This is a genomic window from Turicimonas muris (assembly GCF_002221595.1).
Taxonomy (GTDB): Bacteria; Pseudomonadota; Gammaproteobacteria; order Burkholderiales; family Burkholderiaceae_F; genus Turicimonas; species Turicimonas muris.
Genome location: NZ_NHMP01000003.1, coordinates 324753 through 339048 on the forward strand (window position 1 = coordinate 324753; position 14296 = coordinate 339048).

General features: G+C 43.6%; 12 protein-coding genes. 1 reads left to right on the plus strand and 11 read right to left on the minus strand.

The genetic code is table 11. The annotated features are described in order from the left end of the window. Window positions 1-42: 42 nt before the first annotated feature. The 9 genes from ADH67_RS06955 to ADH67_RS06995 form a co-directional block, all read right to left on the minus strand. Window positions 43-885 (minus strand): DUF3737 family protein, encoded by an 843-nt coding sequence (locus tag ADH67_RS06955; RefSeq protein WP_066593498.1) that lies wholly within the window; start codon window positions 883-885, stop codon window positions 43-45. Window positions 886-890: 5 nt separating this feature from the next. Beyond that, window positions 891-1307, minus strand: a complete 417-nt coding sequence (locus ADH67_RS06960; protein WP_066593500.1) for a cyclophilin-like fold protein — start codon at window positions 1305-1307, stop codon at window positions 891-893. Between the two features lie 151 nt (window positions 1308-1458). Further along, on the minus strand, window positions 1459-2706 hold the full coding sequence (locus tag ADH67_RS06965; protein ID WP_066593502.1) for a M20/M25/M40 family metallo-hydrolase: 1248 nt from the start codon (window positions 2704-2706) through the stop codon (window positions 1459-1461). Between the two features lie 12 nt (window positions 2707-2718). Next, window positions 2719-3984: a C4-dicarboxylate transporter DcuC gene (dcuC, locus tag ADH67_RS06970; RefSeq protein WP_066593504.1), complete on the minus strand. Its 1266-nt coding sequence runs from the start codon at window positions 3982-3984 to the stop codon at window positions 2719-2721. Between the two features lie 271 nt (window positions 3985-4255). Next, window positions 4256-5149 (minus strand): protease HtpX, encoded by an 894-nt coding sequence (htpX, locus tag ADH67_RS06975; protein WP_066593507.1) that lies wholly within the window; start codon window positions 5147-5149, stop codon window positions 4256-4258. Between the two features lie 115 nt (window positions 5150-5264). Next, a complete protein-coding gene (locus tag ADH67_RS06980) occupies window positions 5265-6434 on the minus strand; it encodes a lipopolysaccharide assembly protein LapB (RefSeq protein ID WP_066593510.1) in 1170 nt (389 codons plus the stop codon). Window positions 6435-6733: 299 nt separating this feature from the next. Next, window positions 6734-7558, minus strand: a complete 825-nt coding sequence (locus ADH67_RS06985; protein WP_084081615.1) for a DUF362 domain-containing protein — start codon at window positions 7556-7558, stop codon at window positions 6734-6736. Window positions 7559-7714: 156 nt separating this feature from the next. Continuing rightward, window positions 7715-9586 (minus strand): IS1634 family transposase, encoded by a 1872-nt coding sequence (locus ADH67_RS06990; RefSeq protein WP_066591743.1) that lies wholly within the window; start codon window positions 9584-9586, stop codon window positions 7715-7717. Between the two features lie 32 nt (window positions 9587-9618). Further along, complete coding sequence (locus ADH67_RS06995; protein WP_066595813.1) at window positions 9619-10596, minus strand: DUF362 domain-containing protein; 978 nt, start codon at window positions 10594-10596, stop codon at window positions 9619-9621. Window positions 10597-10743: 147 nt separating this feature from the next. Between ADH67_RS06995 and ADH67_RS07000 the strand changes: the two genes are divergently transcribed. Next, window positions 10744-11454 carry an SIMPL domain-containing protein gene (locus ADH67_RS07000; protein WP_066593513.1) on the plus strand — a complete coding sequence of 237 codons (711 nt, stop codon included), beginning with the start codon at window positions 10744-10746 and terminating at the stop codon, window positions 11452-11454. 31 nt (window positions 11455-11485) lie between these two features. Here ADH67_RS07000 and ADH67_RS07005 read toward each other — a convergent pair whose 3' ends face one another. After that, window positions 11486-12919, minus strand: coding sequence for a cache domain-containing protein (locus ADH67_RS07005; RefSeq protein WP_066593516.1), 1434 nt, complete (start codon window positions 12917-12919; stop codon window positions 11486-11488). Between the two features lie 839 nt (window positions 12920-13758). Beyond that, the coding region (locus ADH67_RS07015; RefSeq protein ID WP_272893895.1) for a group II intron maturase-specific domain-containing protein at window positions 13759-14296 on the minus strand (538 nt) is incomplete at its 5' end.

The window sequence follows — 14296 nt, forward strand, 5'->3', positions numbered from 1 at the left end:
TTTTTGAGATTGAACAGGAAGAAGTAATTATTAACTTCAGAGCTATTCTTTTCTCTTTAGAATTGACGCACGGCCGGACTCTTCTTCAATGATTTCTCCGTAATCATCGGCAAGAATCGAACCTGACAGCGGATTCTTAACGGAAAGAACCGAGCCGCGGATTTCAGCACGCACCGATGATTCTTCAAATGCAAGATCGGTGTTTTTCATCGTGCAATTCTTAAGAATAAGATCCTTTGCAAAGCACAGCGGCTGGGTTCCTTCTATTTCACAGTTTTCTAAAACCATATTGGTAGAAAACCAGCCGAGGTATTCTCCTTTAATTACGGAGTTTCTTACCGTGACGTTTTCGCTATGCCAGAAGGCGTCTTTGGTATCTAAAACAGAGTCTTCAATAACGATATCCCGGCAGTATTGGAAAGAATATTTGCCGTTCTGCTTCAAATTCTTCAAGTACAAATCTTGAGTATCCAAGAACACATACTCGGCTTCCAAAGTCGAATCGTTTACTGTAATTCCTCTGCATTTCCAACCAAACTCAGGAGAGTTGATTAGACAACGCTCTAAGAGAATGTTCTGACAGTCGCGAAGGGCTTTGATTCCTCCTAAAACTGAATCTAAAATTTTGCCGTTGAAACAGTACCAAAGAGCAGCTCTAGCCTTCTCATCAAGACGGCACTTCCAAAGCTCAAATCGATCAGCATGCCAGAGAGGATATCTCAAGGAGAATAAACAGTTCTCAACCACAATATTTTGAGGGTGTTTAAGCGGTGACTCTCCATCGGTCGGTCCTGCAAAAACACAGTTTCTCAGAGCCGTGTCCTCCAACTTGCACAGAGCTCTCTCCATGTCAAAGCTTTTTCCGCATATTTCATGTTTGAACATTAGGATTAATCCTTTGAATAAAATCTTATCTTTCTGCTCCCCGATTCTTTTATGGATTTCAAAGCTTCCGGCGATAAGGTCCCTAAAGAATAGAGACCGGTAGAGGGCCGAAAATCTTTGATAAATACGGCGAGATTTCCCCAAGGAGCGTAGTAAGTCAGATCTCCGGTCAATGGAGTAAAACCATTTGCAGGGCCAACCGGAGCTAGTTTTTTTGTTAAATACGCTATCCTCTCGAAAGCGCCGTAATCCTCAAATTTCAATTCTTGGGGAAGTTGTTTTAAAAATTCTTTAGCTTCTTGACTGTCATTCAAGCTGACAGAATATTCTTTTCCGTCACATTCCAAGTAGATTTCCGCCGCCATACTATTACCAAAAATAAGAATCCCAAGCAGGGTCACCATTAATCTGATTATTTTCATTTTTAACTCCTTTAGGAGGGATGAAAAAATTTTAGGACTTCCTGCGAAGAATGTGAAATACTTATTTTAGATAGTATTTATTATTTTTATGCATAAGTACTAAAAGGCTGCAGAGGTTGAATTCTGCGGCCTTTTCATGGGTTAGCTATCCTTAAAGAAGCGGTTTAGTGTCTGATGTTCCAGCCAACGCCAGTGATGTGAGAAGAATCAATTTCGGACCAAGTTCTGTCTTTTCAAAAACAAAATGTTCTTTCAAAGTATGAGCACCAATCCCCTTTCCTCCGGAGCAAAGGCAAGTTGAAGGAATATTCAAACTCATCGCCGCATTAGCGTCCGTTGAAGACAGCCCGTAGTTCGTCAATTCAATGCCCAAAGCTTTTTGTGCGGCGCGGGCAGACTGAAGAACAGGACAATCATGTGGACGCAAACCTGCAGGACGGTTTCCGATTTGAGTAGTCGTCACCTTTAAGTGGGTTTCCGGCAAAGCGTTCGGCCATCTTGCGTTTTCTTCCTTAACGGCTTTCTCAAAAGCTGCCAGAACGGCGTCTTCAACCTTCTTCAATTCGGTATTGTCCGTGCTGCGAATATCTACGTCCACTTCGCAATGTGCAGCAATTGTGTTGACCGTTGTGCCGCCCTTGATTGTTCCGATAGTAAAGGTTGTCTTCGGATCTTCCGGAACTTCAATCTTGGCGATCTCGGCACCTGCACGACAAACTGCATGAATAGCACTCGGAGTCTTTCCAAACTCTGCAAAAGAATGGCCTCCGGGACCGTCAACGGCAATTCTCCAACGGTGAGAACCAACAGCTCCACGAAGAACGCGGCCGACATCCGTGCTATCAACGGCGATAAAGGCGTCTAATTTGGTATTTGCGCACAAGAACTTAGAACCGCGGATATCTCCGTTGCCCTCTTCGCCCACAGTACCGACAAACAGAATGTCTTCATCAGTTTCAATATTGGCTTCATTCAAAGCTCTCAGGACCTGAAGAAGTGCTCTTAAGCCGGAGCAATTATCACCGATGCCTGGGGCCCAATAGACATTTCCTTCACGGCGAACCTTAACGTCGGTTTCGGCAGGAAAGACTGAGTCCATATGAGCACCGATAGCAATCGTTTTAGCACCGGTTTTACCTTTGCGGCGTCCGAGCACATTTCCAATGCCGTCTTTACAGACATCTGTAAGACCGTACTGTTTCATGCGCTTAACCAATTCGTCAGCTCTCTTTTCTTCTTGGAAAGTAGGAGCGCTGATTTCGCACAAATCGACTTGTTCCTGCATTGCCAATTCAGTTTGGTCCTGAATGCAGCCTAAGGCTTTTTCGACTTGGTTATTCTTCAGAAGCGCAGCAATAGTATTTGTGTACTGTTCAAGAATAGGAGGATGATTTGTCATAAGTCTTCCTTTTTAGCACAAGAAGTACACGGAGATTAACATCACCACAGCTGCAGGAGCAGTTCTCTTAACTACTTCAACAGGAGAAACAGCAGCAATACCGGAAAGAAGAATGATACCGCCGGCTAAAGGAGAAGCCTGACGGCCGATACCGGCAGCCATCATAGCTAAGTAACCCAAGTTATCAATCTGCATACCGAATTTAGCAGCGTGAGGTGTAACAGCTTCGTTGAAAGCAAAAGCTGCAGCGTCGCCGGAGCCGGTCAAGACTGCTAATGCGAATGGTCCGATGGAACCGCCGAGTTTTGCAACTTCATTGGCGTGAGTCAGATAGTTAACGAACACTTCGATAACGCCAGCTGCGCGCAAACCAGCGGCGAATACACCAGCGGCAATGATGATACCTAAAATCTTGGCATAGCCATTACCCATACCGGCGAAGAACTTCTTAGTAACTTCTTCAGGATTGGAACGTGTAACGACAAGTGCGTAGAAAGTACCGATCAACATAGCTGTTGCAACGGACATCTTCAGTTCTTTGAACCAGATAGAAGCAACGACCAAGAGAACGACAGGAACAATAGGAGCAATTGCGAAAAGAATGTTCGGGTGTTCAACTTCGTTGGATGCTTTTTCAATAGCCTGCTGAGTATTGGCAGCAGCCTTAGAGAAGTCGCCCAGGACAAAGCAAGTAATCGTGATACAGATAATGCTGATTAAACCAAGTGTTACAGTGGTTGAAGCATGAGCGCCGATGAATTCCATGATATCCATGGAAGCCAGCTTAGAGATAAACGGGTTATGAGAAACGCCAGGATTCAAATATGCGGGCATCATGCATCCGCCGACAGCCGCAGCAGCCATTGCAGGTCTGAAACCAGCTCTAATCATGATAGGAATCATAGTCGGACCTACAGCGGCGCTTAAACCTGCCATAGAAGGGATAGCTGTAGAAATCACGCTTGTAACGATCATACAAGCCGGCAATAAGAAGAGACCTAATCTCTTTAAGGGCTTCATTAAGAGACTTACGAGATGGATATCACATTTAGTTAATGAGATAACAGCAGCAAAACCTAAAGCAGAGCAGATTGCGATAATCAAGCTGCCGTTAGTCATAGACTTATCAAACTGCTTGAATGCCACCATTGGCTGCAATGAGATAAAAGCCATTACAAAACCGGAAGTTAAGAGAACTAATCTTGTCTCGTATCTCTTAACCAATGCGTAAACAGTCGCTATTACAACGGCAATAGCGATCCAGAATGTCCAGGTCATTTCCTTTCTCCTTGAGTAAAAAAGTTATTAACGTCTTATTGAGTGAAGTATCACGGAGGAGTATAGACCGTTCCTTCTCCAGTCGATATTGAGCTTTATCCTGAGAAAAAATGTCTTTTTGAGAAGAAGTTTTGATTTTGCCTTGACTTCTTTGAATAATTAATTTTCTATTTTCCGAGAGAGAGTTCCAGGCTACAGAAACAAATCTCGAAAAGAACTTCCATATGCAAAAAGGCAGCCGAAGCTGCCTTTTTGCTGGAATTAGAGAATCTTAGCGACGAACGTCCATGTCTCTTAGAGCCTTAATTCTATCTTGGATAGAAGGATGGCTAGCCAACAACTCACCGATGCTACCGGCAATCCCGAAGCCTTTGACGGCAGGAGGAAGTTCTTCAGTAGGAACAGAACCAAGTCTGGCCAATGCGTTGATCATTGGTGTTGTACTGCCCATGATCTTTGCAGCGCCTGCGTCAGCTCTGAACTCTCTATGGCGAGAGAAGTAAGCAACAACAATAGCCGCCAAAATCCCCAGAACAATATCCAGCACGACGGATGTAACGTAATAACCGATTCCGGGGGCATCGCTTTCGTTACGGAGAACTGCTCTGTCAACGAAGTTTCCGATAATTCTGGAGAGAAATACCACGAATGTGTTTGTGACGCCTTGAATAAGAGTCAGAGTAACCATATCACCGTTGGCAACGTGAGCAATTTCATGAGCGAGCACTGCTTCTACTTCTTCTTTATTCATGCTGGAGAGAAGACCGGTTGAAACAGCAACCATGGCGTTGTTACGGGATGCGCCCGTCGCGAAAGCGTTAGCTTCGCCTTCATAGATGCCGACTTCCGGCATACCAATTCCAGCCTTCTGCGCATGGGAGTGAACTGTTTCCAACAACCAAGCCTGAAGCTTGTTTGTCGGCTGAGTGATCATCTGAACGCCCATTGTGTGCTTCGCAATGGTTTTACTCATGAAAAGAGAGATGAGCGAACCGGTAAAGCCAACAACAGCTGCGAATACGAGTAAAGAACCCATGTTTTGGTTAGCGCCGGCAATATTGCCGAAGTTAATACCAAACACTGCGGACACGATGTTCAATACGATGCTGAGCACAATCAAGATTGCCAAGTTGGTCAGCAGAAAAAAGCCAATTCTTTTTAACATATTTATATTTGTGACTCGTAGGTTATGAGAAAGGTACAGCTAATTATCTAAGAAAGCGGGCACGCCGTGGAGCGCGCCTATGGTTAATTTGTATCAAAAGTTTCGTTCCCATCCTTTAAATTCTTGACGGGTCTTCAGAGCGCACGGGCGCAAAGCTGTCCCAATTTCGACATCCAGGACACTGCCACTGAAAACTCTTAGTTACGAAACCACATTTATTACATTTATATCGAACGGTTTTGTCGATTTGATTCTTTAAGAAGTCAGACAGCTCTTTCAGCTCCTTATTGTCAGGATCCTGCGCCAAACGCAAGTCGGTTAATCTCTTAAATCCAATTAAAGACTTCTTCTGAGATAAGTAACGTCGAAGAAATTCCAGAGCGTTTTCCGGCCCCTCGATTTTGCAGATCCAATCGACGGCGGCGTCAACAGAATCAGAGTTGATTCCTTTTTCTGCTACAGATTCCAGATAGCGTACGGCATCTGCGTCTTTGCCAGCTTTAAGCAAAGTATCTGCGACGGAAGCCACAACCAAAGTCTCATATTCCGGAGAAATTTTGCCAACCTGTTTCCATACTTCAACTGCTTCATCAAGCTTTCCTTGTTTCTGAAGCATGGTTCCCTGCATGATTAAAGCCCGCTTATTGTTCGGATCGGCGTGAATAGCTTGCTGCAAATAATGAGCCGCTTCATCAAACTTCTTAAAGAACATGCATTGAAGAGTCAACTCACAGTAAAGGTGAGAAATTCTTGACGGATAGGTCTCTCCGGTGACCTTTTCAAGAATGTGAGCCTCATCAATTGCTTTGAGCCACTCTTTTTCAGACTCGTAAATATTCACTAACTCTTTAATGGCTCGAACTTTGTAGTCGCTTTCCAAGTCAGCGGTTTTTCTAAAGGAATCCTCCGCTCTATCCCAAAGGCCTGCCTTTAAATAGTCCTGACCCAAGGAAAAGAGTGCACGGGCTCTTTCTTTTTTAGATAAATCTGCTCTATTGTAAAGATGATTATGGATTTTAACCGCGCGATCGTAATCTCCTCTTTTCCTGTAAAGAGTTCCCAAAGCAAAATGCAGTTCGACCGTATCGGGGTCAATTTTCGCGAGGTTAACTAAGGAATTCAAAGCCTGATCTTTTTTATTATCCAGCAGCAAATCCAGACCTTTATATAAGGTTTGGGTTTCATCTGCTACTGATTTTTTTTCTTTAATATCGAATGAGCGGGAGAACCAGCCTGCCCCAAAAAGTACAGGTACCAACAATAAGTACCAGAGTTCAAATTCCATATTCAGACCTAATTAATTCCAATAAGGAAGAATCGAAACTCGACCTTCCTTATTGCCTTCATCATTATTTTCAAAGAGGACCTTTGCAGAAGCAATACTGCATCCCTAGGCAATTAAAACGTAATCTTGAATTCTAGTGAAGTTTAAGAAAAAACTCACCTTTTTTAGGTTATTGAGAACGTAATCAGTAAATGTCTCAAGAGGAGCTCGCTCAATCTCACTGTCGAAACACTTTCCGAGGAGAAAGATCCAAAAAGCCTTTCTATACATCGGAAGGCCATCTTTTCCATTCTCTCAAATTAAGCCTTATTTATATCGATTAATTTGTACTGGTCATGGCCCATTTTTCTTTCCTTCATTGCTGACAACTGGCGAAGTCCTTTTCGTGATGTGATTCTTTCCATCAAATCTCTGTTTTGCCCCTCCGGAAGAGCCTTTATCAGATCAATGCTAGCTTGATCAATAGCCAGCAAATCAGTTGAAGCGAGAATACCGATATCGGGTGCAGTCGGTTCTGCCGCTGAAGTTCCTGCGCAGTCACAATCAACCGACATTTTTCTTAAAACATTGATGTATACAATCTTCTTTCCAAAATGGTCCGTGATTGCTTTCGCTCCGTCGGCCATGCGCTCCATCAGTTCCTCTCCACGGATCCATTGTCCATTGTGATCCAGCAGACCATGCAACTGTGCCTTTCCACCTTCCGGACCGCTAGAACCGCATCCAATGGCGATGTTTTTCATCGAACCGCCGAAACCGCCCATTGTATGCCCTTTGAAGTGAGTAAGTACCAACATGGAGTCATAGTTAAGGAGATTTTTGCCTACTCTGAACCTCTTGACATACTTCGCACCATTTGACGGCAATTCTGCTTCGCCGTCTTCGTCCATAATATCCACCCGGCTAAAATTCCAACCGTTAATTTTAAGAGTTTCACGATGGCCTTTCGAAGTTTGACGAGGACTTCCGTACAGGACATTGCATTCCACAATTGTGCTGTCAGGAATTTGTTCCTGCAATTTTTGTACCCATGGGGAAGGAATGATGTTGGGGCCATGCGGCTCGCCGGTGTGAAGCTTGATCGCAATCTTTCCATTTAAATTTCCGCCAACCAACTTAAACATTTTGATTAAAGACTGAGGCGAAATCTCTTTGGAGAAAAACACCTCTGCCGTTTCATTTTCCTGAGTTTCAGAGAATAAATTGAGGAAATTTTGTTATATCTATTGGGCCTCAATGTATCTCTAATTTTTCATTTTTTTATTCCTCGTAGTAGTAGTTCACTCGATAGAGAAGTAACTGTTCAAATCTCCGGATAGCCCCAGTTTCCTTCTCAAGGTTGCTGCGGTTTCATAGTCCTCTAGCACCGGCATAGATACGGCTTTGCAGATGTTTTTTACATCGTCTGAAATCCCTGTAGTTGCATAGACCGCCGGCAGTCTCTCTAATTTGATTCTTGTCGTCCTTAGTCCGTTGAGACTTTCCACGATCTTCTCTATGGAAATTGGGGTCTGGTTGGATTTGAGCTTGTACTCGAGCAAACGCGAAATTACTAATGCGATATAACAACAAAGAAAATGACCGCGGATGTGTTGCTCAGTGCGCACATACACCGGTCGTGCTTCTAATTGACTTTTCAAGAGGCGGAAATTGCTCTCTATGTGCCAGAGCTCTCTGTAGATGCTTAGGATTTCCTCTACAGGATCTTCCAGTGAAGTCTCTATCACATGCATTCCATCGAACTTCTCCTGCTCAACGATCTTTTCCTCGTCTAAACTCAAACTCTCTTTATCAATCTCAACGCGAACTAATCCCTTGCCTCCTTTTTTCATTTCCGCTGTGAAGGTAGAGGGACGGGTAACTAGCCCTATTGCTTTATCAATAAACTTTTGTCTATCGTGTCTGTCTTTATCAAAGCGCTTTTTAGAGAATGTAACGATGTACCTGCGCTTGAGCGTTCCTTTTTTTCTCTTATTTTTAGCTCGAGTTTCATAGGGCTTTAATATCTTCTCCAGCCGTTCTATCTCTGCAGGATTATCATGCTCCTTTGCAAACTCCGGATAACGATAGTTAACTTTGGTTTCAAGCGTGACCTCTTTGTACCAGTTTTCTTCCACAACCCCGTCATCATCGACCACGGTATATGAGATTCTTCCTTCCGGGCAAAGGGCAGCGGCCTTGACTTCCTCGGAAGCGCTTCTAATCTTCGATGAGAATACATAGTCGTGACCAAGCTCGACCAGGCAGTGAATGTTGGCCGTGTTGTTAAGGCCCCTATCGGCCACGACTACAAGTTTTTCAACCCCATAAGTTTTTTTCAATTCTTCTACAAAAGGAATCATCGTCGGAGATTCTCCCTGATTGCCTTTATAGAGTTTATAGCTGACTGGCAGTCCGTCTTTGTCAGCAGCTAAGGCCATAACTACCTGAACTTCATTAAATTTTTTATCTTTTGAGTAACCGAATTCTCGAAGACTGTCGGCTCGAATGCTTTCAAAGGCGTAAGTAGTAATGTCATAGAGGCACACTCGCGTGTCTCGTTGAGGATTTTGTTCTAAAAGCTTTTTATTCAGATATTTGATAATGGCTTCTTTATTATCGCTGAGCAGATCTAAGCAATTGTAGTAATCGGAAAGGTTCTGCGGCCTAGCACCGAGATATGTGACTGGTACTAAGCGTTTGGTTTTAGCCTTTGACCAAGGGGATAAAATTCTTGTAAGACACAGTTGGCGGACAACTTCAGAAAAATCGAACTGAACGTTCGTACCATTTTTAAGATAAGTGAGCTTGTAAGGCAGTTTAAGTTCATTCCAAAGCCGACTTAAAACCACCAACCCAAGACCTCGTAACGCCGGCTTTTCTCCTTTTAAGCTCAGGCCGTCCTTAGCTTCTTTGAGAAGTTGATCTTTAATATTTTTATTTAAAACCATCCTTTGGTTTAGATCAGTTGCTGCAGCCTCACGATTAAGAGCTTCAACCTCGGCTTTAATTTTTTGTATAGCAAGAGGGTCTGCCGCAAGCAGCATCTTCTCATTTCCACATTTGCGATAAATATTTTTCCGGGCTTGTCCTTTTTCATTTCTGTAGGAGGAAGCGATATAGACACTTCGATTCCCCTCTTTATTAGAACTGTACATGACGTGGTAACGCATAAACCCCTCTCTATACTATTACCATTATTTTACTACATATAACCAAAAAAAGTCAAGAGAGATTTTCCTTTTATTTTCAGATAGTAATTATGAAAATAAGGGGGTTTCGGTATCAAACTCAGGAGTCCTTTTCGTGATGTGATTCTTTCCATCAAATCTCTGTTTTGCCCCTCCGGAAGAGCCTTTATCAGATCAATGCTAGCTTGATCAATAGCCAGCAAATCAGTTGAAGCGAGAATACCGATATCGGGTGCAGTCGGTTCTGCCGCTGAAGTTCCTGCGCAGTCACAATCAACCGACATTTTTCTTAAAACATTGATGTATACAATCTTCTTTCCAAAATGGTCCGTGATTGCTTTCGCTCCGTCGGCCATGCGCTCCATCAGTTCCTCTCCACGGATCCATTGTCCATTGTGATCCAGCAGACCATGCAACTGTGCCTTTCCACCTTCCGGACCGCTAGAACCGCATCCAATGGCGATGTTTTTCATCGAACCGCCGAAACCGCCCATTGTATGCCCTTTGAAGTGAGTAAGTACCAACATGGAGTCATAGTTAAGGAGATTTTTGCCTACTCTGAACCTCTTGACATACTTCGCACCATTTGACGGCAATTCTGCTTCGCCGTCTTCGTCCATAATATCCACCCGGCTAAAATTCCAACCGTTAATTTTAAGAGTTTCACGATGGCCTTTCGAAGTTTGACGAGGACTTCCGTACAGGACATTGCATTCCACAATTGTGCTGTCAGGAATTTGTTCCTGCAATTTTTGTACCCATGGGGAAGGAATGATGTTGGGGCCATGCGGCTCGCCGGTGTGAAGCTTGATCGCAATCTTTCCATTTAAATTTCCGCCAACCAACTTAAACATTTTGATTAAAGACTGAGGCGAAATCTCTTTGGAGAAAAACACCTCTGCCGTTTCATTTTGCTGAGCAAATGCTGAATAAACTGGAGAAGATCCTATTAATGCTGCGGTAGTCTCTAAAAATTGGCGACGATTGATCATTTTAGATTCCTCTTTGATTTCAAATGATTTTACCTTGAATACAGAGACATAAAACCTCTTCGCTGGTGATAAGAGCGGTTTCCTGGTTTGAGTTTGCTCGTCTAATAAAGACATTAGAATCTCAAGAAGATCATTAGGAGGTTCTCAATGGACACCAAAATAATTTCTTCTTCACTCATCGCCGTCGGCATCATCGCCGGAGCCTTTACTCTAGGCAACCAACTAGAACAAGGAATCAGAGGATTTAAAGACGCCGACAGAGTTGTTACCGTCAAAGGCCTTTCAGAGAAAGAAGTCAAGGCCAATCATGTTATTTGGCCGGTAAGCTTCCGTGAAATGGGAAATGATTTGTCTCAAGTTTATGACCAGTTGGAAGTCAAGCAGAACATGGTTTTGAAATATCTCAAAGACGGTGGTCTTACAGATGAGGAAATTACTATTGCCGCGCCGAAACTGCGTGACAATTTGGCTGACAACTACGGCTCTCAGCGTCCACCGTTCCGTTACATGATTACTCAGGTGCTTACTATTTCATCAGACAAGGTTGATGTGGTCCGTAAATTGGACGAAGCACAAAGAGATTTGTTAAAGGCCGGTGTAGGCTTGACTAATGACTACTCTTACATGACCAAATATTCATACACCGGGCTAAATGAAATTAAACCGGCGATGATCGAAGCCGCCACAAAGAACGCTAAAGAAGCCGCACAGAAATTTGCTATGGATTCCGGATCGACTTTAGGAAAAATCCGAAGAGCCAACCAAGGCATCTTCTCTATCACCGACCGAGACGAGAACACTCCTTTTATCAAGAATGTGAGAGTGGTAACGACTGTCGAATACTTCTTGAAGGATTAACTACTGTCTGAGAAGGCCCCCGAGCCTTCTCCTATTCTTCTCGCACCAGGACGTAGACCTTATCAACAACACCTGAATCTTTTATCGAATACATCCGGAGCTCATATTTTTCTCCGGTTGCTATGAAAGTCAATTGAGTTCTTAACCGTTCTAGCCATTCGTTAGGCGGAACATCCGAGGAGAAGCACTGATCGAGGCAACACAAGAAATCCGAACCCGGTTGGGCCATCGGCATCAATCTGCGGGATATCTTGTTTGCAAACCGGATTTCTCCGTTTTTATCTACGAGCACTAAACCAGTTAAGAAGTCATCAAACACCTTATTCAAGATGACTCCTCTTTCGGAGAAATCTGAGATTCTCCTATGAAATTCCCTTTCCACGGCAAAGTTAATATCATTTGCCTCAGGTTTGTTTGGTCTTACTTGATTGCTAAGTTTGTTTATGAGTTTCTGTAGGTGCCCGAATTCTTCCGGAGATTCAATATAGTCCATTTTGCCCCATGGATATTTTGAATCGAAGACACTATTCATTAATTTCTTGAATTTGGAGACCAAGACCTGATTTACCGTGCTTCCGACAATCAAAGTCAGCAAGCATACGAGCAAAAAGAAGAGGATATTAGTCCAGACCAATACACCATGTTCGGTTTCTTTATCAGGGACTTTTCTAAAAATTCCGACAGCCCAATTTTGATCCGGCAATGGCAAAAGGTAACCTGACAAATCCGCTGCATTTCCTCTTTCAATGGTTACCCACTCTCCACCTGTTTTCAATACCCTTGAGATTTCCTGAGGCTTCAAATATGGGGTTAAAGTGGCAACAAGATCAGTGGTGAATACCGGCACGCCCTTGCTGTCAAAAACCCAAATACTAAATTCTCCCGGCGCGATTCGGCTAGTGGCATTATCAACCAGTCGATTCAAGTTCAAAGCACAGACGGCATAACCAACAAGTTTTCCTTTTTTATTTCTTGCAGGAATGATGACATTGACGATAGGAACGTCTGCCGCGCCTACGGCCTTAACTACGTCAGAGACGACAGGAGTGTTGAAAGATTGAATCTTTTTCCAGTGATCTCTAGTCGTGTGGTCAACACTAATATTAGAGAGTCCTTCTTTGTTGATCTTTGGGTAAAAGGCAATTGAACGTCCTTTTGTGTTGTCATAGTGAATATTGAGAATATAAGGAACTTTAACAACCAAATCTTTTAAATAGCTGTTCAACAACTCCGGATCTTTAACACCGTCTGCAGCGAGCTTATTAGCGGCAGATTCTACGACAGTTCTAGCAATCTCCAGTCGAGATTGAATTTCTCTCCCGACAAGTTCTGCTGAAAGCTTGCTTACCAGCTCTCTGTTTTCCAAAGTTTCCTTCGCAAAGAAAAACTGCTGAATTCCGAGAGCCAATAATGGAATCGAAACGCATGCAAAAAAGATGGCATATAGGTACTGTCGGAAGCTCATCGCAGTTACTAGGGACTAAGAAAATCAAGAATTATAGGGGTTTACGAGATTATCCTATGAATTATCTTAATTTTAAAGAGGGAACGCTAATTTTTAGAAAAAAATGAGCACATTGCCTAGAATAGATTGAGTGTTAGTCAAACGAGTAATCTCCTAATGGCAATTCATAATTTCCAATCCCGCTGCCGGAACTAAACGCTCCTAGACGCAACTACCTCCTTTGTTCTTGGTACTAATGCGGTTTAACTGTCAGAGAGTTCTTCATTAATTTCTATTTGACCGGAGTGGTAATGAACATGCGTTTTGATCGAATATTCATCTCAAAGGGAAAGTGGCTGAAAGACAGATTTGTATTCCAAACAAATAACGAAAATTGAACAGAATGTTGTACTATTTTGCCTCCAATTGCGGCAGGCATTGCTTCCTGCCTTTACTGCAAAATCAACCTGACATTCGAAAGCTTTACAGAGAACCACACTTAACGGAACCCTCTGCCTGAGGCCTCGAGCCCATTAAAACTTCAAAAAGCAGTGAAACGTTGACTCGAAGACTCGATAGCAACGCTTCAACTAATATCGGTTGGGTATCACGGCCCCCACACCCGTCTAGACTGCTCATATCCGCTTCCTGTTCTTTGAACATGCATTTTACTATCAGCTTCCTTCAGACTTAACGTTACCGTTAAGCCGTTGCCAGGCCGCTAAGCTTTCCTCTCATCGGGAAAGCTCGGGATTCACGCCCTATAGGGACGCACTGCTGGGTATACATCGAGTAGAGGGTTGGGTTGCCCCGTCCCCCTCTCACAGCACCCACCGTACGGTTCCGTAGTGGGCGCTTCATTAACAAATCGCCATAAAGCGGAGAGAATACAACCCTAATCTGGCAAAACGGCGGTTCTTGATGGTCAGGTTCATGTGAGCTTGACCCGAGTTCCACCATGCACCTCTGCCATTCATCGAACTTTTCCAGGCGGTCTCGGGATCCAGACCTAGTTTGATCAGATTCCTTGCCCTAGTTTTCCGTCTCTTCCATGCAATCCAGATAAGTTTACGGAGATGGTGGCGAATTCTTTCGTCCATTTCACTCCAGTACGTCTTCCTGGTATCAAGGCGATAGTAGTTCCTCCAGCCCCTGAGGACGGGAGTTATTCTTTCTATCGTCTTCTTTAAGGAAGTTCCGCGTGCTGAGTTAAACATCTTGTGGAGTTTCGTCCATAGTCTCTTCACCGACTTTTCCGCCACGACAATACATTTACTGTCTGCTTTGGAGAACGTGTAGCCGAGAAATGTTGAGTCCTTAGGACGAAAGGTTCCGCTCTTATCACGATTAACTCGTAACTTGAGCTCTCCTTCCACGTATTGTGTGATGCTGTTTAAT